Source organism: Streptomyces sp. NPDC005775, from assembly GCF_042871565.1.
In the GTDB taxonomy this organism is placed as follows: domain Bacteria; phylum Actinomycetota; class Actinomycetes; order Streptomycetales; family Streptomycetaceae; genus Streptomyces.
This window is the reverse complement of the sequence record NZ_JBIAIU010000002.1, coordinates 337,558-360,437: the sequence shown is the minus strand read 5'-3', so window position 1 is coordinate 360,437 and position 22,880 is coordinate 337,558. Positions and strand designations below refer to the sequence as shown.

Annotated in this window: 23 protein-coding genes; 12 read left to right on the top strand and 11 right to left on the bottom strand. The window is 70.5% G+C overall.

All coding sequences use genetic code 11. The features are described 5' to 3' along the window. Positions 1-176: 176 nt before the first annotated feature. The 5 genes from ACFYPA_RS05235 to ACFYPA_RS05215 are packed head-to-tail and all read right to left on the bottom strand — an operon-like array spanning position 177 to position 6,415. Positions 177-1,619 (bottom strand): cellulose binding domain-containing protein, encoded by a 1,443-nt coding sequence (locus ACFYPA_RS05235; RefSeq protein WP_389129613.1) that lies wholly within the window; start codon positions 1,617-1,619, stop codon positions 177-179. Positions 1,620-1,659: 40 nt separating this feature from the next. Next, positions 1,660-3,252 carry a beta-N-acetylhexosaminidase gene (locus ACFYPA_RS05230; RefSeq protein WP_359081956.1) on the bottom strand — a complete coding sequence of 531 codons (1,593 nt, stop codon included), beginning with the start codon at positions 3,250-3,252 and terminating at the stop codon, positions 1,660-1,662. A 29-nt stretch (positions 3,253-3,281) separates the two neighbouring features. After that, positions 3,282-4,121, bottom strand: a complete 840-nt coding sequence (locus ACFYPA_RS05225; protein ID WP_359081957.1) for a carbohydrate ABC transporter permease — start codon at positions 4,119-4,121, stop codon at positions 3,282-3,284. Then, positions 4,118-5,104, bottom strand: coding sequence for a carbohydrate ABC transporter permease (locus ACFYPA_RS05220; RefSeq protein ID WP_389129609.1), 987 nt, complete (start codon positions 5,102-5,104; stop codon positions 4,118-4,120). The genes ACFYPA_RS05225 and ACFYPA_RS05220 overlap by 4 nt, the downstream gene beginning before the upstream one ends. Before the next feature lie 42 nt (positions 5,105-5,146). After that, entirely contained in the window at positions 5,147-6,415 is a 1,269-nt protein-coding gene (locus ACFYPA_RS05215) for an extracellular solute-binding protein (protein WP_359320297.1), read from the bottom strand. A 274-nt stretch (positions 6,416-6,689) separates the two neighbouring features. Between ACFYPA_RS05215 and ACFYPA_RS05210 the strand changes: the two genes are divergently transcribed. The 10 genes from ACFYPA_RS05210 (at position 6,690) to ACFYPA_RS05165 (ending at position 16,187) form a co-directional block, all read left to right on the top strand. After that, positions 6,690-7,529: a GntR family transcriptional regulator gene (locus ACFYPA_RS05210; protein ID WP_359081960.1), complete on the top strand. Its 840-nt coding sequence runs from the start codon at positions 6,690-6,692 to the stop codon at positions 7,527-7,529. A 126-nt stretch (positions 7,530-7,655) separates the two neighbouring features. Next, positions 7,656-8,825 (top strand): lactonase family protein, encoded by a 1,170-nt coding sequence (locus ACFYPA_RS05205; RefSeq protein WP_389129605.1) that lies wholly within the window; start codon positions 7,656-7,658, stop codon positions 8,823-8,825. 97 nt (positions 8,826-8,922) lie between these two features. Next, on the top strand, positions 8,923-9,162 hold the full coding sequence (locus ACFYPA_RS05200) for a hypothetical protein (RefSeq protein WP_148022282.1): 240 nt from the start codon (positions 8,923-8,925) through the stop codon (positions 9,160-9,162). Beyond that, positions 9,159-9,536: a helix-turn-helix domain-containing protein gene (locus tag ACFYPA_RS05195; protein ID WP_359081962.1), complete on the top strand. Its 378-nt coding sequence runs from the start codon at positions 9,159-9,161 to the stop codon at positions 9,534-9,536. The genes ACFYPA_RS05200 and ACFYPA_RS05195 overlap by 4 nt, the downstream gene beginning before the upstream one ends. Positions 9,537-9,712: 176 nt before the next feature. Next, positions 9,713-10,222, top strand: a complete 510-nt coding sequence (uraD, locus tag ACFYPA_RS05190; RefSeq protein WP_359081963.1) for a 2-oxo-4-hydroxy-4-carboxy-5-ureidoimidazoline decarboxylase — start codon at positions 9,713-9,715, stop codon at positions 10,220-10,222. A gap of 29 nt (positions 10,223-10,251) precedes the next feature. Continuing rightward, on the top strand, positions 10,252-10,644 hold the full coding sequence (gene uraH, locus ACFYPA_RS05185) for a hydroxyisourate hydrolase (protein WP_359081964.1): 393 nt from the start codon (positions 10,252-10,254) through the stop codon (positions 10,642-10,644). Positions 10,645-10,651: 7 nt separating this feature from the next. Then, positions 10,652-11,575 (top strand): factor-independent urate hydroxylase, encoded by a 924-nt coding sequence (gene pucL / locus ACFYPA_RS05180; RefSeq protein WP_359081965.1) that lies wholly within the window; start codon positions 10,652-10,654, stop codon positions 11,573-11,575. Between the two features lie 67 nt (positions 11,576-11,642). Further along, positions 11,643-13,040 (top strand): nucleobase:cation symporter-2 family protein, encoded by a 1,398-nt coding sequence (locus tag ACFYPA_RS05175; protein WP_389129598.1) that lies wholly within the window; start codon positions 11,643-11,645, stop codon positions 13,038-13,040. 42 nt (positions 13,041-13,082) lie between these two features. Next, positions 13,083-14,477, top strand: a complete 1,395-nt coding sequence (locus ACFYPA_RS05170) for an 8-oxoguanine deaminase (protein ID WP_389129596.1) — start codon at positions 13,083-13,085, stop codon at positions 14,475-14,477. A 273-nt stretch (positions 14,478-14,750) separates the two neighbouring features. Then, positions 14,751-16,187 carry a nucleobase:cation symporter-2 family protein gene (locus ACFYPA_RS05165; RefSeq protein WP_359349624.1) on the top strand — a complete coding sequence of 479 codons (1,437 nt, stop codon included), beginning with the start codon at positions 14,751-14,753 and terminating at the stop codon, positions 16,185-16,187. A gap of 82 nt (positions 16,188-16,269) precedes the next feature. Here the strand turns inward: ACFYPA_RS05165 and ACFYPA_RS05160 are convergent, their stop codons facing one another. The 3 genes from ACFYPA_RS05160 to ACFYPA_RS05150 all read right to left on the bottom strand — a co-directional run bounded on the left by ACFYPA_RS05160 (position 16,270) and on the right by ACFYPA_RS05150 (position 18,640). Beyond that, positions 16,270-17,133, bottom strand: a complete 864-nt coding sequence (locus ACFYPA_RS05160) for a chitosanase (protein WP_359082035.1) — start codon at positions 17,131-17,133, stop codon at positions 16,270-16,272. Between the two features lie 170 nt (positions 17,134-17,303). After that, a complete protein-coding gene (locus tag ACFYPA_RS05155) occupies positions 17,304-17,615 on the bottom strand; it encodes an SH3 domain-containing protein (RefSeq protein ID WP_359081969.1) in 312 nt (103 codons plus the stop codon). 188 nt (positions 17,616-17,803) lie between these two features. After that, positions 17,804-18,640 (bottom strand): chitosanase, encoded by an 837-nt coding sequence (locus ACFYPA_RS05150; RefSeq protein ID WP_359320311.1) that lies wholly within the window; start codon positions 18,638-18,640, stop codon positions 17,804-17,806. 60 nt (positions 18,641-18,700) lie between these two features. On the opposite strand from ACFYPA_RS05150, the gene ACFYPA_RS05145 reads away from it, so the two are divergent. Further along, positions 18,701-19,384 carry an alpha/beta hydrolase gene (locus ACFYPA_RS05145; RefSeq protein ID WP_359081970.1) on the top strand — a complete coding sequence of 228 codons (684 nt, stop codon included), beginning with the start codon at positions 18,701-18,703 and terminating at the stop codon, positions 19,382-19,384. Between the two features lie 19 nt (positions 19,385-19,403). On the opposite strand, the gene ACFYPA_RS05140 is transcribed toward ACFYPA_RS05145, so the two are convergent. Further along, positions 19,404-20,009: a TIGR03086 family metal-binding protein gene (locus ACFYPA_RS05140; protein ID WP_359081971.1), complete on the bottom strand. Its 606-nt coding sequence runs from the start codon at positions 20,007-20,009 to the stop codon at positions 19,404-19,406. A 37-nt stretch (positions 20,010-20,046) separates the two neighbouring features. Continuing rightward, positions 20,047-21,108 (bottom strand): amidohydrolase family protein, encoded by a 1,062-nt coding sequence (locus tag ACFYPA_RS05135; RefSeq protein ID WP_389129590.1) that lies wholly within the window; start codon positions 21,106-21,108, stop codon positions 20,047-20,049. Between the two features lie 123 nt (positions 21,109-21,231). Here ACFYPA_RS05135 and ACFYPA_RS05130 point away from each other — a divergent pair, with 123 nt between their 5' ends. Beyond that, on the top strand, positions 21,232-22,224 hold the full coding sequence (locus ACFYPA_RS05130) for a fibronectin type III domain-containing protein (RefSeq protein ID WP_389129587.1): 993 nt from the start codon (positions 21,232-21,234) through the stop codon (positions 22,222-22,224). Between the two features lie 184 nt (positions 22,225-22,408). Here the strand turns inward: ACFYPA_RS05130 and tnpA are convergent, their stop codons facing one another. Continuing rightward, positions 22,409-22,837, bottom strand: coding sequence for an IS200/IS605 family transposase (gene tnpA / locus ACFYPA_RS05125; protein WP_389129584.1), 429 nt, complete (start codon positions 22,835-22,837; stop codon positions 22,409-22,411). Between the last annotated feature and the right edge of the window lie 43 nt (positions 22,838-22,880).

The following is a 22,880-nucleotide window of genomic DNA, read 5'->3' as shown; positions in this document are numbered from 1 at the left end:
CGGCGCTCCTTCCGTATTGCGGAAGTTAGTTTCTGCTTAACGGAAGATTGCCCGGCGGGTGGGGGCGGTGTCAAGGGGTGCCCGAAAATTCGGTCCGGTCGCGGCCGGTCGGGGTGCACGAAAGCGGGGCGGACGCCCCGATGGCCGTCCGCCCCGCCGCTGCTTCCCGTAAGCCGTTACCCGGCCGGCACCGTGTCCTGGAACGTGGTCCCCGCCGAGCGGTAGGCGCTCACCCTGGCGTTGACCTGGGCCGGTGTGAGGACCTGGTCCTTCACGTGCAGGACGTAGTCGACCTGCTGGTCGTACGACCGGGGCGTCGTGCTGGTCTGCCCGGCCAGATCGATCAGCCACTGGTTGAAGTTGATCGACATCCCGCGCTCCGGCAGATATGCCGCGCCGTGGGTGCCGAACAGCTGCCCGTCGATGTAGTAGGTGATCGCGCTGTTGTCGATGGTCACGACCAGGTCGTGCCAGCCGGCATAGCTCTGCCGGGCCTCACTGTGCGCGTTGACCGCCTCCCACGGGTCCGGGCGGTAGGTCTCCCACGAGGTCGTGTAGAGAATGTTGCCGCTCTCGCCCCAGCCGCCGTTCGGCAGGTACTCGAAGTCGTACTCCGCGTAGTCGTCCGCCATCGGCGCCTTCAGGTCGTTGATGGTGAAGAACGTCTGGACGAGATGGTCGCCGTCCGGGCCCGACACGGGAGCGTCACTGAACTTCACCCGCGCCGCGTAGGTGCCGTTGCGGAACTTCATCGACTGGGTCAGGATCTCGGTCTGCTTCGTCGACCCACCGCTGCCGGCGGTCGACGTCTCCAGGTTCATCACCGAGTTTCCGCTCTGGCCGGCGAACGTGACGTTCTCCGGCGCCCACGTGGCGCCGGGCACGCCGGGACCGCCGGCGTTCGAGCGGACGCTCCAGCCGTGCGCGGCGATCTGCGGGTCGGCGTGGGAGCTGTAGTTGAAGTCGTCGAACAGCGTGGGCGTGCCCTCCGGCGGATCGGTCGGGTCCGTGGGATCGGTCGGGTCCGTGGGGTCCGTCGGGTCGTTGCCCTCCGGGGCCTCGCCCCAGACAGTGGCGCCGCCGAGCTGCGCGGTCACCTTCGACCAGTCGCCGTACGCCGTCCGGCCCGAGCCGAAGGAGTAGTCGTCGCTCTGCAGCAGGGGCTGCCAGCTCGACCGGTAGAAGCGCAACTGCATGTCGCCGGTGTCGGCGCCGGGGGCGAGAGACCCCGCACCCGGGGTGAAGCCGATCTCCAGATAGCGGTCGGCGGTGGCCGTCGGGGAGGTGAGCGTGCCGAACGTCCCGGTGATGTTCGCGCAGCCCTTCACCGCCCAGGAGCAGGCGAACCGGTAGGCGTCGCCCGCCGCGTCGCCCTTGAAGTAGTAGCGGACTTTGACATTGCTGAGCTGTACGGCCGCGCTGCCGGTGTTGCGCACCTTCAGCCAGGGTTCGCTCTGGTCCGCCGTGGCGCCGGACGCGCTGGTGCGGTACTGCACGGCCAGCGGTCCGACGGCGGCGCTCGCCGACGACGGGACGACGGCCAGGGCCGTACAGCCCAGGGCGACGGTGGCGGCGGCTGCCGCCGCAGCGCGGATGCGGCTCTTCGCGAGTGACTTCATGAACCTGTTCCTCTCCGGAACGGTCGTGGGGGAGTGGTTCCTACCGAGGTGGCGCTGTTCCTGGGGAAGTGGTCTGGAGCGACCGGGGGTTCAGGGGGCGGTAGCGGACGCCGAGGGCGTCCAGCCGTGCCGTGTGCCGGCCGAGCCGGGACAGGAAACCGGGCCAGTCGCTTCGGCCGCCGGACCAGGCGCGGTCCGCGAGGGCGCACAGCCGTGGATAGGCCAGGTACTCGATCCGCTCCGGGGTGCTCGCGTACTCGGTCCACAACTGGGCCTGGGTGCCCAGCACCTGGCCCGCGTCCGCCGCCTCCCAGCCGTCGGGAACCGGCCGGTTGCCGTGCACCGCACGCAGGCCGACGGGCGGGCCCGGCTGGGTGGCCGGCTCGCCGGGATCGGTGGACTGGGCGTAGTCGAGGTACGTCGTCCGGTGGTGTGCGGTCACCACCTGATGGCCGCGGCGGGCGGCCGCGCGGGCATGGTCCGGGTCGCGCCAGGTCATCACCGTGAAGTCGAGGGGCAATTCGGTCCCCGTCTCGGCCCAGCCGACCGGACGCCTCCCGTGCTCCGCCAGGAACGACCCGATCCGGCCCATGAACCAGCCGTGCAGCGATCCCGCGTCGGGCAGCCCCTCGGCGGCGGCCCGCGCCAGCGCCGCCGGGCTCGACTCCCACTCCGTGGTCGGGCACTCCTCGCCGCCGATGTGGATGTAGGGGGACGGGAAGACGTCCATGACCTCCTCCAGCACCGTCCGGCAGAAGTCGAAGACCTCCTCGTGGACGCCGAACACCGTGTCGCAGACCCCCCAGCGGGTCCACACGTCCAGCCGCCGCCCGGGGTCGTTGCCCAGCTCGGGGTGGGCGGCGAGCGCCGCGCGCACATGGCCGGGCATCTCGATCTCCGGCACCACCCGCACCCCGCGCGCCGCCGCGTAACGGACCAGGTCCCGCAGTTCCTGCCGGGTGTACGCCCCCGAGTGCGGGATCCCGTCGAAACGCTCGTCGCCGCGCCCCGGCGGGCCGGACATCGACTGCCTGCGGTGGCCGCCGATGCCGGTCAGCCGTGGGTAGGCGGGGACGGGCATCCGCCACCCCTGGTCGTCGGTGAGGTGGAGATGCAGGGTGTTGAGCTTGTGCAGCGCCATCAGGTCCACGTACCGGCGCAGATAGGAGACCGGCTGGAAGTGCCGGGCGACGTCGAGCATCGTGCCGCGCCACGGATACGCGGGCACGTCACTGATCTCGACGCACGGCAGCATCCACGGGGCATCGCGCTGCGCCGACTCCGACAGGGCGTCCGCGGGCAGGAGCTGACGGATCGTCTGGACGCCCCTGAGCAGGCCGGGGAGTCGCGCGGCCCGCAGCAGCAGGGAGTCGGGCCCGATGGTGAGCCCGTACCCCTCCTCGCCGAGCCCGCCCAGGTGCGGGTCGAGAGCCAGCACGACGCGGCCGGTGGCGGAGGGGGCGAGGGGCAGGCCGGTGGCGGGGGCGAGCAGGGTGCGCAGCAGGTCGGCCGCCCCTTCCGCGCCGGGGTAGGCCCGTACCGAGGTGTCCTGGTCGAGGGTGAAGCGGCCGGGACGGGAGGCGACCTTGCGGGGCCGGGGGACGAGGGAGTGTTCGGGGCGTGACGAGGGCACGGGGGGCCTCCGGATTCGGATCTCGGGCGTCAGCCCTTGACGGCGCCGGCCGCGAAGCCGGAGGTGACATGGCGCTGGAGCAGCAGGAACACGACCAGCGCGGGCAGCGCGAAGAGGGTCGAGGCGGCCATGGTGGCGCCCCAGTCGGTGCCGAAGGTGTTCTGGAAGGAGGAGAGCCAGACCGGCAGCGTGCGGCTGTCCTGGTGCTTGATGATCAGGAAGTTGGCGTAGGCGAACTCGTTCCAGGCGGTGATGAAGCCGAACAGCGAGGTCGCCATCAGCCCCGGCGCGAGCAGCGGCAGCGCCACCCGCCGGAAGGCGCCGGTCCTGGTGCATCCGTCGACCTGGGCGGCCTCCTCCAGCTCCGGCGGAATCGTTCCGATGAAGCCCCTCAGCACGATGATCGAGAACGGCAGCGTGACCATGAAGTAGACGAGGGTGAGCGTGGGCAGCCGGTCCAGCATGTCCGTGTCGCGGGAGATGATGTAGATCGGGATGATCAGCGACTCCCAGGGCGCCATCTGGGCGATGAAGACCATGAGCATGAACTGGCGCCGGCCCTTCCACCGCATCCTGGCCACCGCGTACGCCGACCCGATGGCGACGATCAGGGCCAGCAGGATCGCACTCGCCGTCACCAGGATGCTGTTGCGCCAGAAGACCTCGAAGCCGTCGGCCCGCACCGCCGTACGGAAGTGGTCGAGTGTCCACGTGTGCGGGACGAGCTGCGGATGGGTGGACTGGATGTCCCTGGACGGCTTGAACGCGGTGGAGATCATCCAGTAGACGGGGAACAGGCAGATCAGGACGGTCAGCGCGGCGGCGGCGTTCAGCGGGATCCGGCGGAACCGCGGGTGTGTCCGGCTCATGGGGTTTCGCCCTCCTGGCGGAGCATCTGGCGGAAGTAGAGGACGAGCACCCCGGACATCAGGACCACGGTCACCATCGAGGCGGCGGAGCCCAGGTCGTAGCGCTGGCCGGCGAGCGCGGTCTGCACCGCGTACACGGGCAGGATCGTGGTGGCGTCCCCCGGCCCGCCGCGGGTCATGACCCAGATCTGGACGAACGCCTTGAACGTCCAGATCACCTCCAGCGAGAAGACCAGCAGGAAGATCGGCCGGAGCATCGGCAGGGTCACCGAGCGGAAGATCCGGGATCCGGACGCCCCGTCCAGCCGCGCCGACTCGTACAGCTCGGCCGGGACGGTGGTCAGCGCCGAGTAGAGGGTGATCGCCGCGAACGGCACCGACTGCCAGACGATCAACAGGACCAGGATGCAGAAGGCGGCGGTGCCGTGCGCGAACCACGGATAGCGGTCGAAGGAGGAGAAGCCCGCCCCGGTCAGCACGTGGTTGACGATGCCGAACTCCGAGTGGAACAGCCACTGGAAGACCGTGGTGGCCGCGATCACCGGCATGGCCCAGGCCAGTACCAGCGAACTGAGCACCACCGTGCGGCCGAACCGGCCCAGCCGCTCCGTCATCAGGGCGACCAGGGTCGCGATCGCCATGATCAGGACCACGTTGACCGCCATGAAGAGGAAGGTGCGCCTGACCACCTCCCAGAACCGCGGGTCGGACAGCAGCGTGCGGTAGTTCCGCAGCCCCACGAACTCCGCGTCGCCCATGATCAGCTGGCGCAGCCGGAAGTCCTGCAGCGAGATCAGTACGGCCCGCAGCAGCGGATAGAGCAGCAGGTAGAGCATGCCGCCCACCGCCGGAGCGATCAGGGCGTACGGCCACAGGCCGCGCGGTTCCCCGGACCGCCGCCGGCGGGGCGGAGGCTTGGACGTGCCGGCGGTTCTCCGGCGCGGCGGGCTGGGGGGTGCGGTCCGTTCCCGGATGACCGACACGGCACGCCTCCTCTCATGGTCGGTACGGCAGGCGGAGGCGGGTCAGGAAGCGGTGTTCATGGCCCGGGTGATGTCCTCGGAGGCCTTGGCGGCCTCCTTCGCCGGGTCACCCCCGGTGAGCACGGCGGCCATGTAGTCCTTGATCGGGTTCTCCGCCTCGACGGCAGCCCAGCCGGGCGTGTTGGGCGTCGCGTGCCCGTTCGCCGCGCCGGCCGCCATCGCCGCCGCACCCGGGTCGCCGGCCACGGCGGAGGCGAGCGTGGTGCGGTTCGGCACGTAGCTCATGGCCACGGCGAGCTTCTTCTGCCAGGCGTCACCGGTGAGTTCCTTGACGAAGGCGAGCGCCGCCTCCTGCTTGCCGGAGGCCGTGGGGATCACCAGATCGGAACCGCCGGTGAAGACGGCGCCCGGGGTGTCCGCGCTCTTGCCCGGGATCGGGAAGAAGCCGAGCTTCCCCTTGAGGTCGGGGTTCTTCTCCATGACGACGTTGGCGCCGCCCGGGGTGGCGATGACCTGGGCGACCTTCCCCTGTGCCATCACGTCGGCCTGCGGCGGGTCGTCCTCGTCGGAGTCCTTGGGCCCCTTGCCGAGTCCCTGGAGCTTGCCGTAGAACTCCATCCCGCGCAGCGCCTCAGGGGTGTCCAGGGCGCCCTTCCACTTCCCGCCGGACTCGGTCGCGAGGTCGCCGCCCTCGTCCCAGACGAAGCCGGCCAGGGCGTACCACATCTGCCCCGGCAGGTAGATGCCCTGTGTCCCGGCCTTGTTGAGCTTCCCGGTGGCGGTGAGCCACTGCTCCCGCGTCCTGATCGCGGACGCGTCGATCCCCGCCTTCTCGAACAGGTCGGTGCGGTAGATGACGACCCGGTTCGCCGCGTAGTACGGGATGCCGTACTGCTTGCCCTCGTACGCCCCCGGCTCGGCGAGGCCCTTGAGCCAGTCCTTTCCGTTGAGTTCGCCGACCTTGTCGCTGAGGTCGAGCAGCCCGCCGCTCTGGGCGAACTGGGCGACCTGGGTGTTGCCGCTCTCGATCACGTCCGGGGCGTCGTTGCTGGCCAGCGCGGCGGTGATCTTCTCGCCGATGCCGTCCCACTCCTGGATCTGCACCCGGACCCTGATCGTGGGATGGGCGGCCTCGAAACCCTTCACGAACTCCTTCTGGAACTGCGCGGAGACGCTGTCGCGCATCAGCCACACGTCGATGTCCGTCGGCCCGCCACCGGAGCCCCCGGTGGAGTCGGACGAAGAACTGCAGGCACTGAGAACGGCGGCCATCACGAGCGCGGAACCACCGGCAAGCAAGCGGTACTTCACGGTTCACCTCTGGAAGACAGGACCTGACCACCTGACCAGTGAAGCCCACTGGACAGCTCACCTCTTGATGGTGGATGAAGGTGGCATAGACCAATGGGGCCGTCAACCCCCTTGGTAGCAAAGGGTTTTAGTGATCTCGTGGCTCAGCGGCCGGGATTGATCGCCGTAGAAGCGGCTACACTTCCCTTGACCAGTAGCCCAGTTGGCCCAACTGGTCGCACAACTGGTAAGAAGGTGACGTGTCAGAGGGTGACGTGTCAGAAGGGGGCAGCGCATGGAGGCCGACGCATCGGGGACGGTGCTCAAACGGGAGAGGGCCCGCGACGCCGTACTGGAGCTGATCGAGTCGCGCCGGCCGGGAGACGCCATCCCGTCGGAACGCGCCCTCTGCGCCACGCTCGGCGTCTCCCGGCCCACCCTGCGCGCCGCGATCGACGAACTGGTGGCCGTCGGGCTGCTGGTGCGCGAGCACGGCCGGGGCATGTTCGTCGCGCCCGCGAAGATCACCCAGGAGCTGGTCTCGGCCGACCTGGCCCTGACGGTTCCGCAGGCCGCGGGTGCCTGGTCGAGCCGCCTGCTGGAGTTCACCACGCTCCAGGCCGGCGCCCGGGTCGGCCGCAAGCTGCGCATGTCGCCCGCGGCGGAGATCGTGTACGTGGCCCGGCTGCGGCTGGTCGACGGAGCCCCGATGGCGATCGAGCACCTGCACATCAAGGCCGAGCTGGTCCCTGGCCTGTCCGCCCAGGAGCTGGAGAGCGGCGACCTGTACGAGCACCTGCGCGAGCGCCACGACGTGCACGTCCACGAAGCGGTCCAGGCCATCGAGCCGACCGTCGTCACCCGGGCCGAGGCCCGGCTGCTGGACGTGCCGGAGCTCTCCCCGGCCCTCCTCTTCGAGCGGCTGACCTCGGACACCACCGGCTGCCCCGTGGAGTACGTGCACTCGCTCTACCGCGGCGACCGCTACCGGATCGTCTCCCGCCTGGCCCTCGGCCCCGCGGCCGCCGTGGAGCCCGTGGAGGGCGGGCACCATCCGGGGATCCCGCCGGGCGACTTCGCCCAGGGGGACCCGATCACGTCATCCACCCGCGGCGACATCCAGTCCGGCGACTGACCCTCCGATGCCCCCCGCGCCCCTGTCGCGTCCCGCGCCACGGCCGGTGCGTCTCTTGTGCGGACCATCGGGGCAGGCCACTGTGAACGGCACATCCGACGCCACCGACCCCACGAGGTGCCTCGCATGACAACGCCCACCAGCCGCCGCGCCGTCCTCGGCGCACTCCTGACGGGCGGCGCCCTCGCCGCCGCCCCCGCGCTCCCCCGCGACGAACGCCGCCCCCGTCCGCGGCCCCCGCACCCCACGAAGCCCGGGACGCGCCGGACCGGGACGCTCTTCCTGGGCACGTACACCTCGGCCACCCCGGGCGGCACCGGAATCGGCGTCGCCTCGTACGACGCGGCGGGCGGCATCACCTCCCGCACGGTCGTCACCGGCGTCGAGAACCCCTCCTACCTCGCACTGCACCCCACCGGCCGCACGCTCTACGCCGTCGACGAGCAGGAGAACGGCGGCGTCACGGCCGTCGCCCTCGCCGGCGGCTCCTTCCGGGTGCTCGGGACGCGGCCCACCGGCGGCGCCGGCCCCTGTCACCTCTCGGTCCACCCGAGCGGGCGGTGGCTGCTCAGCGCCAACTACACCTCCGGCAGCGTGGCGGTACACCCCCTGGCCGCCGACGGATCGGTGGGGGAGCGCACGGACCTGGTCGCCCACACCGCGCCCGCACCTGGACCGGGGCAGGACGGCCCCCACGCCCACCAGATCGTCACCGCCCCCGACGGCGGCCACGTCCTCGCCGTCGACCTCGGCAACGACACCGTGTACACGTACCGGCTCGACGAGGAGCGCGGCACCCTGGAGCAGCTCTCGTACGCCGCACTGCGCCCCGGCGCGGGACCGCGCCACCTCACATTCCATCCGGGGGGCCGTCACGCCTACCTCGCGTGCGAGCTCGACAACACGGTCGTCGTCTGCGGCTACGACCCCGCCACCGGCGCCCTGACCCCGGGCGCCCCGCAGCCCACCGGCACGGGCGAGGGCACCAGCTACCCCGCCCAGCTCCTGGTCACCGCCGACGGCCGCTTCGCCCACCTCGCCAACCGGGGACACAACAGCCTCACCCGGTACGCCGTCGAGGACGGCGGGGCCACGCTGCGACTGCTGGACACCGTGCCGGTGGGCGGCGACTTCCCCCGGCACACCGCCTTCTCCCCGGACGGAAGCCTCCTCTTCGCCGCCAACCAGCGGTCCGGCACGGTCACCTCCTTCCGGGTCGACGCGGCCACCGGTGCGCTGACCCCGGCCGGAGCCCCGTTCCCCGCCCCGGCCGCGGTTTGTGTACTGCCGCTGTAGACCGTGCGGGGCGGCGCCGGTCCGTTAGGGTCGTGCCCGAGCCGCGGGTCGCCCCGGACGCGGTGCGACACACCTGGGAGGCACAGTGCGCTTGAGAGTGGAGTTCACCACCGAGCCGTTCGATCTCGACGAGGCACCGGCCCACGCGGTCGTGGCCCGCGAGGTCATCCAGTCGGCCGAACTGGACGCGGTGGACGTCGGCCCCTTCGGCAACACGGCGGAGGGCGGCGCCGACGAGGTGCTCACCGCGGTGGACTCCCTGCTGCGCCAGGCCCTGGCATCCGGTGCCACCCGGGTCTCGCTCCAGGTCAACGTCATCGGGGAGGACCCGAAGTGACCGAGCCCGCGGACCACCCCCTCGTCGCCGCCGTCAAGCCGCTCGCCGACGCGATGGGCGCCGAGCTGCTGGGGCCCGAGCAGGCGCAGCCCGACGATGTCGTCCTGGCCTGGGAGGGCCAGGACGTCATAGCCGTCCGGCTGCCCCAGCTCTCCGACTCGCTGGACCACATCCTGGCCGCGATGGAACGACGGCACGGCAAGCCGCTCGCCGAACTGGACCGCAGGACCAAACAGGAGGTCGTACGGACCCTGGAGGCACGCGGTGCCTTCTCGGTGCGGCACGGCGTCGAGACCGTGGCGGGGGCCCTGGGCGTCTCCCGCTTCACCGTCTACAACTACCTGAACAGGGAAAACGGCACCAAGGGAGTCTAGTTGGGTCCTCGGGTAGGTGTAAACGGCACATGAACGTGCGGGCCGTCGTCCGGATCACCGGGCGACGGCTTTTTACATGAACGGAATTTCAACAAACTGTTGACGTGGTGTGGTGGAGGGCGTTAGCTATCCGCAGCCCGACCAACGCACAGCGAAAAACAGCCACGGAGGCTCCCGTGACTTCGAGCTCCACACCGGGCCTCGCCCGGTTCAACACCCTGGCGGACGACGAGGCGGCCACCGCGCTGCACGAGGTCTGTGCCAGTGCGGCCTGGGGAAGAGCGATCCTCTCCCACCGTCCGTACGCCACCGCCGAAGCCCTGTTCTCCGCGAGCGACACCGCCACGGCGGCGCTCGACGCGCAGGACCTGGCCGAGGCCATGGCCGGTCACCCGCCGATCGGCCGCCCGAAGCCCGGGGACCCGACCTCATCCCGCGAACAGCGGGGGATGGCCGGCGCCACCGAGGAGCTCAAGGCCGAGATGCTCGCACTCAACCTGGCCTACCAGGAGCGGTTCGGACATGTCTTCCTGATCTGCGCCACCGGAGCCACCGGTGAGCAGATGCGCGACGCGGTGAGGTCCCGGACCGGGAACACGCCCGAGCAGGAGCGCGCCATCGTGCGCACCGAACTGGGCAGGATCAACCGCATCCGCCTCACCCGTCTCGTCACGGAAGGCTCGTAAGAGCTCGTAGAAGAAGGAGAGTGAAGGTCTTGAGCACCTTCGCCACCGCATCGGTGTCCACCCACATCCTGGACACCAGCATCGGCCGCCCCGCCGCAGCCGTCGCCATCGCGCTCGCCGCCCGCTCGGGCAGCGACGCGCGGTGGGTGGCGCTCGGCGGATCCGCGACCGATGCGGACGGGCGCTGCAAGGACCTGCCGGCCCTGCCGGAAGGCACCACCCACGTACGGCTCGACTTCGAGACCGAGTCGTACTTCACCGCCAAGAAGCAAGCCGAGGCGCAGCAGGACGCCCCCCGCGTAAGGGACAGCGGCGCGTTCTTCCCGGAGGTGGCGATCACGTTCGCCGTCACCCCGGGCGAGCACTATCACGTACCGCTGCTGCTCAACCCGTTCGGCTACTCCGTATACCGAGGGAGCTAGCAGACACATGCCCACGATTCTCGGCCAGAACCAGTACGGCAAAGCAGAGAACCGCGTCGTCAAGATCACGCGGGACGGCGACACCCACCACATCAAGGACCTGAACGTCTCGGTCGCCCTCTCCGGCGAGATGGACGACGTGCACTACTCCGGCTCCAACGCGCACGTCCTGCCCACGGACACCACGAAGAACACGGTGTTCGCGTTCGCCAAGGAGCACGGCATCGAGTCCGCCGAGCAGTTCGGCATCCACCTCGCCCGCCACTTCGTGACGTCGCAGGAACCGATCAAGGTCGCACGGATCCGGATCGAGGAGTACGCCTGGGAGCGCATCGCCACCTCGGACGGCAACTCGCGGTTCATCGGTTCCGACGAGGTCAGGCACTCCTTCGTCCGCAAGAACCAGGAGATCCGCACCACCCAGATCACCTACGACGGCGACAAGTGGCAGGTCATCTCCGGTCTCAAGGACCTCACGGTGCTGAACTCGACCAACTCCGAGTTCTGGGGCTACGTCAAGGACAAGTACACGACGCTCAAGGAGGCGTACGACCGCATCCTGGCCACCGACGTCTCCGCCCGCTGGCGTTACAACTGGACCGACGACGAGCAGCGGATGCCGAACTGGGAGAAGTCCTACGAGCAGGCGCGCAAGCACATGCTCCAGGCCTTCGCCGAGACGTACTCCCTCTCGCTCCAGCAGACGCTCTACCAGATGGGCTCGCGCATCATCAACAGCCGCAGCGAGATCGACGAGATCCGCTTCTCGCTGCCGAACAACCACCACTTCCTGGTGGACCTGGAGCCGTTCGGCCTCAAGAACGACAACGAGGTCTACCTCGCGGCCGACCGTCCGTACGGGCTCATCGAGGGCACCGTGCTGCGGGACGGCGTCGAGCCGCAGATCCCGGTCGACATGACCAACCTCTGACGCGGCGCCGCGCCGGCACCCGTCCGTCCACCGCGGACGGGTGCCGGCCGGGCCGGAGGGAAATCCCATGGCACAGCCAGCACTTGGGCCCGCGGAAACAGAGAGCCCCTGTCCCACCCCGCTGAAGTCTTCGGTCCATCCGGTGGACGAGAAGCCTGCCCCGTCGCGGCTCGTCCCCGCCGCGCTCCAGCACATCGCCGCCATGTACGCGGGCGTCGTCACCCCACCGCTCATCATCGGGCAGGCCGTCGGCCTCGACCAGGCCGGCATGACCCGGCTGATCGCGGCGAGCCTGCTGATCGCCGGCTGCGCCACCCTGCTCCAGACGCTCGGCATCGGTGGCTTCGCCGGCAACCGGCTGCCGTTCGTCAACGCCGCCTCGTCCGCGGGCATCGCCCCGATGCTCGCCATCGCCGAGACCAGCGCGCCCGGGCATCAACTGCCCGCGATCTACGGAGCGGTGCTGATCGCCGGGGCCTTCTGCCTGGCCGTCGGCCCGTTCTTCGGCAGACTGCTGCGGTTCTTCCCGCCGCTCGTCACCGGCGTCGTCATCACCCTCATCGGGGTCACCCTGATGCCGGTTCCGGTCTCCTGGGCCCAGGGCGGTGACGCGACGGCCACCGACTTCGGCGCCATGAAGTACCTCGCCCTGGCCGCCTTCACCCTGGTCGTCATCCTGGTCGTCCAGCGCTTCGGCCGGGGGTTCCTCAGGCAAGTGGCTCTGCTCATCGGCTTGTTGGTCGGCACGCTGGCCGCCGTACCGTTCGGGCTCGCCGACTTCTCCGCGATCGGGTCCGCGCCGGTCGCCGCCCTGCCCACACCCTTCGCCTTCGGGGCGCCGGAATTCCGGCCCGCCGCGATCCTCTCGCTCTGCATCGTGATGCTCGTCCTGATGACCGAGTCCTCCGCGGGCATGCTCGCGCTCGGCGAGATCTGCGACCGGCGCACCGACGGGCGGACCATCACCCGCGGACTGCGCACCGACGGTATCGCCACCCTCGTCGGACCGGTCTTCGGTGGATTCCCCACCAGCGCCTTCGCGCAGAACGTCGGCGTGGTGTCGCTCACGAAGGTGCGCAGCCGGTACGTCGTCGCGGCCGCCGGCGGCGCCCTGCTGGTCCTCGGCTTCTTCCCCGTCCTCGGGGCGGTCGTCTCGCTCGTCCCGATGCCCGTGCTCGGCGGCGCCGGCATCGTCCTGTTCGGCTCCATCGCCGTCAGCGGCATCCGTACGCTCTCCGAGGCCGGGCTCGACGACAGTTCCAACATCATCCTGGTCGCCGTGGCGCTCGGCGCGGGCATCATCCCGCTCGCCGCGCCCGGCTTCTACGCGGGGTTCCCGGCCTGGGCGCAGACCGTCCTGGGCTCCGGCATCAGCGCCGGAGCGCTCGTCGCGGTCCTGCTCAACCTGTTCTTCCACCATCTCGGCACCCACGGCCGCGCGGCCGTGGCACTCAAATCCTCCTAGGGTCCTGCCGTGCCCACATCGCTGATGAGAGAAGGAAGCACCATGGCAGCACCGGCAGCCGACCGAGTGGAACGCATCGTCATCGAGAACTGCTCGATCGCGACCGTCGACGCCGACGACACCGAGTACGCCTCGGGCCACGTCGTCGTCGCGGGCAACCGCATCGAGTCCGTCGGGGCCGGCCGGGCTCCGGAGGGCCTGGACAACGTCGTGCGCCGGATCGACGGCGCCGGGCACCTCGTCACGCCCGGTCTGATCAACACGCACCACCACTTCTACCAGTGGATCACCCGCGGCCTGGCCACCGACCACAACCTCTTCCAGTGGCTGACCGCGCTGTACCCGACGTGGGCGCGCATCGACGAGCCGATGGCCCGCGCCGCCGCGCAGGGCTCGCTCGCCATGATGGCCCGCGGCGGCGTCACCACCGCCATGGACCACCACTACGTCTACCCGAAGGGCTCCGGCGACCTGTCCGGTGCGATCATCGGCGCCGCCCGTGACATGGGCGTACGGTTCACCCTCGCCCGTGGGTCCATGGACCGCAGCGAGAAGGACGGCGGACTGCCGCCGGACTTCGCCGTGGAAACCCTCGAAGGCGCCCTGACCGCCACCGAGGCGACCATCGACGCGCACCACGACACCTCCTTCGACGCGATGACCCAGATCGCCGTCGCGCCCTGCTCACCGTTCTCCGTGTCCACCGAACTGATGAAGCAGGGAGCGGAGTTGGCGCGCCGCCGCGGCGTCCGGCTGCACACGCACGGCTCGGAGACCGTGGAGGAGGAGAAGTTCTGCCACGAACTGTTCGGCATGGGCCCGACCGACTACTTCGAGTCGACCGGCTGGCTCGGTGACGACGTGTGGATGGCGCACTGCGTCCACATGAACGACTCCGACATCGCCGCCTTCGCCCGCACCGGCACCGGCGTCGCGCACTGCCCGTCCTCCAACGCCCGCCTCGCCGCAGGCATCGCCCGGGTCCCCGACATGCTCGCCGCCGGGGTCCCGGTCGGCCTCGGCGTCGACGGCACCGCCTCCAACGAGTCCGGCGAACTCCACACCGAGCTGCGCAACGCCCTCCTCATCAACCGCCTCGGCCCGCACCGCGAGCGCGCCCTGAACGCCCGTCAGGCCCTGCGCCTGGGTACCCACGGCGGCGCCCAGGTCCTCGGCCGCGCGGACCAGATCGGCTCCCTGGAACCCGGCAAGCTCGCCGACCTCGTGCTCTGGAAGCTGGACACCCTCGCCCACGCCTCCATCGCCGACCCGGTGACCGCCCTGGTCTTCGGCGCCGCCGCCCCCGTCACCCTCTCGCTCGTCAACGGCAAGCCGGTCGTCGAGTCGAACCGCCTGACCACCGTGGACGAGGACGCCATCGCCCGCGCCACCCGCGACGAGGCCCGCCGCCTCGCGCAGATCGCCGCCGGAGGCTGACCGCTCCCGGCGCCCCGATACCGGCCGGCCGAGGGGGACGGCCCTCGACCGGCCGCCGTGGACCCTAGCGGGGTCCATGGCAACCGGTACGGGGGGCCGTACGCACAAGACGTACGGCCCCCCGTACCGCTGAACCGAGCTGCCGCACCAGCTGCACGACCTGCCCCACCTGCATCAACGCACCACACGGGGCCCGGTCCGCTCGACCGGTCCCGGCACCACCTCCCTGACACCCATGTCACCGCAGACGTGTACCCGACCGGAGGAACCGCCGTGGCAGCTACGCCCAGGTTTCGCAACGACGCAAGTGCAGCACCCGACCCGACCTCGCCCCCGCCCGACCGGAAGCATCCGGTCGACGAGACGCTCCCCCCACTGAAGATGTTCACCAGCGGTCTGCAGCACGTGGCCGCGATGTACGCGGGCGTGGTGGCCCCGCCCATGATCGTGGGGCCCGCCGTGGGTCTCACTCCCAAGGAGACCGCCTTCCTGATGGGGGCGAGCCTGTTCACCGCGGGCATAGCCACCCTGCTCCAGACGCTCGGCTTCTGGCGCATAGGCGCCCGGCTGCCGTTCGTCAACGGCGTCTCGTTCGCCGGGGTGACGCCGATGGTGGCGATCGGCAAGGACCGCGGACACGACGGCATCGCCGTGATCTTCGGCGCGATCATCGTCGCCAGCCTCCTCGGCTTCGTCCTCGCCCCCTACTTCTGCAAACTGGTCCGCTTCTTCCCGCCTGTCGTCACCGGCACGGTCATCACCCTCATCGGTCTCTCCCTGCTGCCGGTCGCCTTCAACTGGTCCCAGGGCGGCAACGCCACGGCCGACGACTACGGTTCGACCACCAACATCACGATGGCTGCGGTCACCCTGGTGATCGTCCTGGCCCTGAGGAAGCTGCTGCGCGGCTTCCTCCAGCAGATCGCGATCCTGCTCGGTCTCGTCGTCGGCACGCTCGTCGCGATCCCGGTGGGCATCACGGACTTCGGCGCGATCAAGGACGCCGATGTCGTCGGCTTCCCCACCCCGTTCCACTTCGGGGCGCCGCAGTTCGAGATCGCCGCGATCGTCTCCATGTGCATCGTGATGCTGGTCTGCATGACGGAGTCGACCGCGGACATGCTGGCCCTCGGCAAGATCGTCGGCCGGCCGGCGGACGAGCGCACGATCGAGGGCGGGCTGCGCGCCGACACCCTGGGCAGTGCCATCAGCCCGCTGTTCAACGGATTCATGTGCAGCGCCTTCGCCCAGAACATCGGGCTGGTGGCGATGACGAAGGTCCGCAGCCGCTTCGTCGTCGCGGCCGGAGGCGGCATCCTCATCCTGCTCGGGCTGTGCCCGGTGGCCGCCTCCGTCATCGCGCTGGTCCCGCTCCCGGTACTGGGCGGCGCGGGCATCGTGCTCTTCGGCTCGGTCGCGGCGAGCGGCATCCAGACCCTCGCCTCCGCCGCGCTGGAGAAGGGCGAGAACGCGCTGATCGTGGCAGCCGCCGTCGGTGTCGGGCTGATCCCTATCGCGGCGCCGGAGTTCTACCACGCCTTCCCGAAGGACCTCCTGGTCGTCCTCGACTCGGGGATCTCGACCGGGTGCGTGGTGGCGATCGTCCTCAACCTGGCCTTCAACCACCTGGGCCGGAAGACGGACGCAGGCCCCGAAACGGAGTCCCTGGATCAGGAGGAGGTCAACGCGGCGCCTCTCGTCGTGCGCTGACGTCCTGGCACGGCGACGTGGCGCGTACGGTTCCGCCCCGAGGGCGGCCGTACGCGCCACAGCGCTTTCCGGTCCGGGTACGTCAGCCGATGTGGAAGCTGTCGCCGTACACCTTCCAGTCGAGCGGCGGATCCAGGTTCAGATTGCCCTCGTCCAGGAAGACCCGCTGGGCCGTGTCCACCCGGCTGGTGTCCGAGTGCGCCTCCTCCTGCCGCATGGCCCAGACCCGCGCGTCCAGGAAGGCGTTGAGGTACGTGACCTCGTCGCCGCCCTGGGCCGGCGGCTTCGCCTTCGCGAGCGCGCGCTCGCGGATGGAGCCGAAGCTCGTGCTGTCGCCGCCGTCGCCGTGCATCACGATGGCGTCGTAGTACGCGAACTGGCCGAGCGTGCCCAGCCCGTCGCTCCTGCCCCGGCCGACCGCCGGGTCGAAGTACACGCGGTCGCGTTCGTCGTTCTGGGCCTGCTGGAACGCCGGATCGCCGGCAGCCGTCTCCCAGGCCTGGCTGAAGCCCGGGTCGAGACCGTCGTGCGAGTCGGTGCCGTCCACGTCACGCAGGGCCGGCAGGTACGCGGCGAGGACGTTGTCCGGCTGCCGCTCGGTGTAGAGCTCCACCAGGTCGAGCATGTCGCCGGTGCCGGAACAGAACCCGATGATGCCCGCCGTGTAGCCGCGGCCGTCGTCGATGTCCTCGATGTAGCCGTACTGGCCCTTCCAGTCCAGCGAGGAGTTCTCCGCACTGGAGACCAACCGCATGGCGATGTCCTTCTTCGTCGGATCGTCCAGCCCGGTCGCGGCTGCCTCCTGGTGATGAGCCGCCGTGGGGGCGGGTGCGGTGCCTGCGAAGGCGGTGGCGGGGATCGCCGTGAGGGTCAGACCGAGCGCGACGAGTGCGACGCGCACGGATCGGGTGTTGCGACGTGCGGTGCGCTTGTGGGGAGCGTGCACCATTCCTCCAGAGGAGTTCGTCGTTCCGACTGTTCTGTTAGGAAGCTTTCCTATCAGAATCGAACGACGCTCGTACACCCCTGCGACACGGGCGGGTTGAGCGCGGCCCGGACAGGTGAAAGCCCCGCCCCCGGCGCGTGGACGCCTGGTGCGGGGCCGGGAGTGCCGGGTCAGCAGTCCAGGTAGGCGACGTGGATCCAGACGCCCGTGGGTCCGCCCCACAGGTCACCCATCACCCAATTGCCCTGCTGGCCGCGGTAGTCGAGGTTCTGCCCCCGGTTCACCTGGCCCAGCACCGGGTAGTCCGTGCCCGGACCGCCGCGGAAGTTCACCCCGTTGTCGTTGACCGTGCAGACGGCGGCAGGCGCGGCCTCGACGCTGTGCGCGGCCACTGCGCGCGGAGCGGCCTGGGCGGCGGGGGAGACGGCCAGTCCGAGACCGGCGGTCAGCATGGCCGCGGCCAGCAGGATCTTCTTCATCATGTCGCAAGCTCCTCAGTGCTCCGGCCCACGACGCGTGGGCCGTCCACCCGCCTCAACGGGCCGGCCGGCCACCGGGAAACGGGTGGGGGGAACCCGTTGCGAGAGAGTGAAAGCGCAGGTCACATACGGTGCGCACCGGCGCACACAGCTCGCGCCGCCAACGCCTCGTGCGCCTGTCGATCATGGGTTTACGAACCGTCCGAAGCCTTGATCCGGTAGCTGTCGTCGTACACCTTCCACCGCAGCGGTGTCTCCAGGTCGAAATTCCCCTCGTGTACGAACACCCGCTGGGCCGTCTCGACCCGGCTGGTGTCGCTGTGAGAGGGCTCCTTGCGGATCGCCGCGACCCGGGCGTCGAGGAAGTCGTCGAGGTACGTCTCCTCGTCGCCGCCGTTCGCGGGGGACCGCTCCTCGGTGAGTGCCTGGCGGCGCATCGTACGGAACCCGACGGTGCCCTCCGTGTCACCGGCCCCGTGCATCACATAGGCGTCGTAGTAGATGAACTGGCCCAGCGTGCCCAGCCCGTCCTTCTTCGCCTGCCTGACCGCGGGTTCGAAGTACGACCGGTCGCGCTCGGTGTCCTGGGCCGAGCGGAACGCCGCGTCACCGGCGGCCTTCGACCATGCCTCGGTGAACGGACGCCCGAGTCCCGTGTGCGCGTCGGTGCCCTTCACCGCGCGCAGGGCGGGCAGGAACCGCTCCAGCGGATTTCCCGGCCGGGCCTTCGCGTACCGCTCGACGACGCTCAGCATGTCGCCCGTACCGGAACAGAACCCGATGATGCCCGCCGTGTACCCGCGGCCGTCACCGATGTCCTGGATGTACGTGTACTGGGCCTTCCAGTCCAGGGTCGAGTTCTCCGCGCTGGAGACCAGCTGCATGGCGATGTCCTTCTTCGCCGGATCGTCCAGCCCGGCCCCGCCGGACGGGCTGCCCGGACCCGCCCCCGCACACCCGGACAGCACGGCGACCGCCATGGCGAGAGCGACGAGGGGGACGACCTGGGAACGCGGGATGAGCTTCACCTCTCCAGCCTGCCAGGCCGCGGGAGTGATCTTCGCCCATTCGGCTGTAGCGTCAGGGGTATGGATGATCAGTCTGTTGTGGATGTCGGCGACGTACGTCTGGCGTACCGGACCTGGGGCGACCCGTTCGGCTCGCCCGTCGTGCTGCTGCACGGCCTCGGCGATTCTGCCGCGAGCTGGGAGGCGGCCGGGAGTCTGCTCGGTCAGGAATGGCGGGTGTACGCGCTCGACCTGCGCGGGCACGGTGAGAGCGACTGGCCCGACGAGTACGACTTCGAGCTGATGCGGGACGACGTCCTCGGCTTCCTGGACGCGTGCGAGCTCGACCGGGTGGGCCTGGTCGGACACGACATGGGCGGCGTCGTCGCCCATCTCCTCGCCCAGGAGCACGCGGACCGGGTGGAGCGGCTGGTGCTGGTGGAGACCCCGCCGCCGTTCCCCGGCGCGGCCGGCCCCGCCGTGCCGCCCGAAGGACCGGTCGACTACGACGAAGCCGTGCTCGCGGCCGTACGCACGCAGCTGGACGACCCCGATCCGGCCTGGGCGGAGGGGCTCGGCGAGATCGTCGCCCCGACGCTGGTGCTCGCCGGCGGCCCGGCCAGCACCATGCCGCAGGCCCGTCTCCAGGACATGGCCTCCCTGATCCCGGACTGCCACCTCATGACCCTCGGCGGCGGTCACCGGCTGCACGAGGTCCATGCCGACCAGGTCGCCCAGCAGATCACGGAGTTCTTCACCAGCTGACGGCCGCCGGCGCCGTGGCTCAGCCCTCCGGCCGCCAGTCCGGGCGCCGGCCGCTCCGGGCGACCGCCCGGTCCAGCAGGGGCGCGTCGTCCGGGACCGGGACGGGCGGCCCGAATGGGGAGGTGGGGGGCGGGTTGTCGCCGAGATCGGCCAGCAGCGCCATCGAAGTCCGCAGATGCGCCTCCTCGGCCCCGTAAGGCTGTCCGGTGGACCTCGCCAGGTCCCAGCCGTGCAGCACCAGCTCGTTGAGCGCGACCATGCCGGCCACCTCACCCGGCAGGTCCACGCTTCCCGCCCGGGTCATGCCCTGCCAGGCTTCGGGCGAGCGCCAGGCGGCCACCAGCTCGTCGAGTGCCACGGGCAGCGTGCCGCGCCACCCGTCCGCCAGTACCCCCGACTCCACGGAGGGTGCCGAGTCGGTCGTCGCGCCCAGCTCCTTGCGCGCGGCATCGCGGAAAGCCACCGCCAGCCCTTGGACGTGGGCGAGCATCGCGCCCACCGTCACGTCGGGGCAGGGAGTCGGGCCGGCCAGCCGGGTCTCGTCGATGGCGTCGAGCAAGCCGGCGATCTGCCGGGCCGCGGGCCCGAGGTCGATCAGGGGTGCCGAATTCGTCTGCGTATCCATACCGGTGAAGACTGCCCGAGCGCCCCGGACTCATCGCTCAGCGCACGACGTGTCCCCGCAGGATGATCCTGCTCGGGTGATCGAGTACCGCCGGATCGACGGTCGGATCGGTGGCGTACGCGACGAGGTCGGCGGGAGCCCCGTCCACCAGCCCTGGCAGTCCCAGCCAGGCCCGCGCCGTCCAGGACGCCGCGCCCAGGGCCGCCTCGGCGGACAGCCCGGCCCGCACCAGCCAGGCCGCCTCGCCCGCGACCGTTCCGCAGGGGAACGAGTCGGTGCCGGCCAGCACCGTGACACCCGCCTCGTGCGCGGCGCGGACGTTACCGAACATGGTGTCCCAGCCGGCCACCCACAGATCGCGGCGCGCGCTCGGCTCCCGCGCCCGCATCGCGTCGGCCTTCGCACCGAACACAGCCAGCGTCGGCACGAACGCCGTGCCCTGCGCGGCCATCCGGTCCAGCAGGGCGGGATCCAGATGCATCCCGTGCTCCAGGCTGTCGGCGCCCGCCAGCACCGCGTTGCGGGTGCCCTCGGCGGTCTGGCAGTGCACCGCCACCTTGCCACCGGCCGCGTGCACGGCGGTCACCACCTCGCTCAGCAGCGCGAGCGGCAGCGCGGGTTCGTCCGCCCGCCAGTCGCCGATGACCTTGCACCACCCGGACGAGGCGGCCGCCTCCTCCAGCGCCGCCCGCACGAGGCCGTCCTCGGTGACGTCCCGGCCGAACCCGGGGAAGAACCTGCCGGGCGTGGCCAGCCACCGCCCGGCCGACGTGACGCGGGGCAGCCCCGGATCGCCGTCCACCCACGCGGGCATCCTCCCGGCGGTCCCCGGCGTGCGGACCGCGAGCACTCCGGCGTCCCGGTGTTCGCCCAACTGCTCGCGCAGCAGGTCCTCGTCGAAGGGGGTGCCCGGCTCCGTGGCCCCCGGGTGCGTGTGCACGTCGACCAGTCCGGGCAGCAGCCAGCCGCCGTCCACGACCGTCTCGGCGTGCCGGCCGGAGGGTCCGCCCGGCGGCGCCCCGGCACGCAGAACCTCTCCCTCGACCCAGAACGAACGCTCCTCGCGTTCCGGCAGCACCACTCCTCGTATGCACAGCATCCGCAGACGCTACGCCAGGCGGTCCGGCCGAGGGGCACACCGTCACATTGCGGAAGGTTCCGCTCCGTCCCCTTGTCGTCGGGCCCGATGCCATGCCATACAGGTCTGGACCATTGCCGTCGGATGGAAGGCACCACCGTGCAACGCCCCCACGCAACCGCCGCGTTGGCCTGCTCCACCGCCCTGCTCATCGCCACCCTCACCGCCTGTGGCTCGGAGGCCGATGCCGACACCGGGAAACCGACCGCCCCCCACGACGTGACCGCCCAGGCAAGCAGCGCCACCTCCGCGCACGTCATGTGGGAACCGGCCACCGACGACACGGCCGTCACCGGGTACGAGGTCTACCGGCAGGGCAGGAAGGTCAAGTCCGTCCCCGCGGCCAAGGTGATGATCGACGTCGACGGGCTGACCGCCTCGACCGCGTACACCTTCACCGTCCGCGCCCGGGACGCCGCCGGGAACCTCTCCGCACCGAGCGCCGCGGCAGCCGTCACCACCCCCGCGCCCACCCCCGCCGACCGCGAGGCCCCGACCCGGCCGGTGAGACTGCGCGGCAAGGCGGACGGCAGCCGGGCGGCGACGCTGTCCTGGGGCGGCTCCACGGACGACGTCGGCGTCACCGCGTACGACGTCTACCAGGAGGGCTCCCGCATCCACAGCGTGCCCGGCACGCGGACCACGGCCCGGCTGACGGGGCTGCGCCCCGGCACCATCTACACCTTCACCGTCCGCGCCCGCGACGCCGCCGACACCTCGTCACCCGACAGCGACACCCTTGATCTCACCACCGCGTCCGCCCCCGGCGCGCCCGCCAGCACCGCCCCCACGGACCTGCGGATCACGAGCAGCGTCCATGGCAAGGAGTACGCCGTCGACCTGGACTGGAAGCAGCCGGAGACGGGCGGGAAGATACCCGCCTACCAGCTCTACCTGGACGGCAGGCTGACCACCACGATCGTCTGGGGCGGCGAACCGCCCGTCGGCCGGGCGAGCTACCGGCTCACCGTTGGCGAGCCCCGCGGCACCCGCCACTCGATGAAGATCCGCGCCAAGCTCCCGGACGGTGAGTGGGGCGACTTCTCGGCGGCGCGCACCGTCGTGCTCGGGGGCTGAACCGCTCCGGGCGGGTTCTCCGATGCGGACGGCCAGGGTGCGACGGCCGTTGATTGGCCTGTACCTATTGACGACTTGATCCAGACCAATTACTTTCCCCTGTGCTCCATCCCCGATCTTCGCAGGGAATCCCGGCCTTCAGGCCGGGCGGGAATGCGATCTCGTGGCTGCTCTGACGTGATGGTCAGAGCGGACGTTTCTGCTGCTCGATGTACTGCTTGACGATGCTCAGCGGTGCTCCGCCGCAGGACCCTGCGAAGTAGGACGGGGACCAGAAGCGGCCGTGCATGATTGCTCGGTTGGTGCGGCCGGTGAACTCCTGGCGCAAGTACCGAGAGGAGACCCCTTTGAGGGAGTTGACCAGTTTGGACAGCTGGACCTTCGGTGGGTAGTGCACCAGAAGGTGGACGTGATCTTCCTCGCCGTTGAATTCGCGCAGCTCCGCCTCGAAGGACCGACAGACGTCCCGCATGATCTCTTCGCAGCGGGTCAGCATGTCGTCGCTGAAGACACCGCGCCGATACTTGGTGACAAACACCAAGTGCACGTGCAAGTTGAAAACGACATGATTTCCCCTGCGAACTTCGGGATCGGTTTCCCAGCGCGGTGACATTCACCAAGGGTAGTGTGTTGGACAAGCCGGGCGAAGGGGGTGG

Excerpts from the sequence above, each read along its gene's own strand:
- ACFYPA_RS05225 (WP_359081957.1), bottom strand. The coding sequence starts at position 4,121 with ATGAGCCGGACACACCCGCGGTTCCGCCGGATCCCGCTGAACGCCGCC.
- ACFYPA_RS05130 (WP_389129587.1), top strand. The coding sequence starts at position 21,232 with ATGGAAGGCACCACCGTGCAACGCCCCCACGCAACCGCCGCGTTGGCC.
- tnpA (WP_389129584.1), bottom strand. The coding sequence starts at position 22,837 with ATGTCACCGCGCTGGGAAACCGATCCCGAAGTTCGCAGGGGAAATCAT.
- ACFYPA_RS05135 (WP_389129590.1), bottom strand. The coding sequence starts at position 21,108 with ATGCTGTGCATACGAGGAGTGGTGCTGCCGGAACGCGAGGAGCGTTCG.
- ACFYPA_RS05210 (WP_359081960.1), top strand. The coding sequence starts at position 6,690 with ATGGAGGCCGACGCATCGGGGACGGTGCTCAAACGGGAGAGGGCCCGC.
- ACFYPA_RS05205 (WP_389129605.1), top strand. The coding sequence starts at position 7,656 with ATGACAACGCCCACCAGCCGCCGCGCCGTCCTCGGCGCACTCCTGACG.
- ACFYPA_RS05155 (WP_359081969.1), bottom strand. The coding sequence starts at position 17,615 with ATGATGAAGAAGATCCTGCTGGCCGCGGCCATGCTGACCGCCGGTCTC.
- ACFYPA_RS05170 (WP_389129596.1), top strand. The coding sequence starts at position 13,083 with ATGGCAGCACCGGCAGCCGACCGAGTGGAACGCATCGTCATCGAGAAC.
- ACFYPA_RS05235 (WP_389129613.1), bottom strand. The coding sequence starts at position 1,619 with ATGAAGTCACTCGCGAAGAGCCGCATCCGCGCTGCGGCGGCAGCCGCC.
- ACFYPA_RS05175 (WP_389129598.1), top strand. The coding sequence starts at position 11,643 with ATGGCACAGCCAGCACTTGGGCCCGCGGAAACAGAGAGCCCCTGTCCC.
- ACFYPA_RS05145 (WP_359081970.1), top strand. The coding sequence starts at position 18,701 with ATGGATGATCAGTCTGTTGTGGATGTCGGCGACGTACGTCTGGCGTAC.
- ACFYPA_RS05140 (WP_359081971.1), bottom strand. The coding sequence starts at position 20,009 with ATGGATACGCAGACGAATTCGGCACCCCTGATCGACCTCGGGCCCGCG.
- pucL (WP_359081965.1), top strand. The coding sequence starts at position 10,652 with ATGCCCACGATTCTCGGCCAGAACCAGTACGGCAAAGCAGAGAACCGC.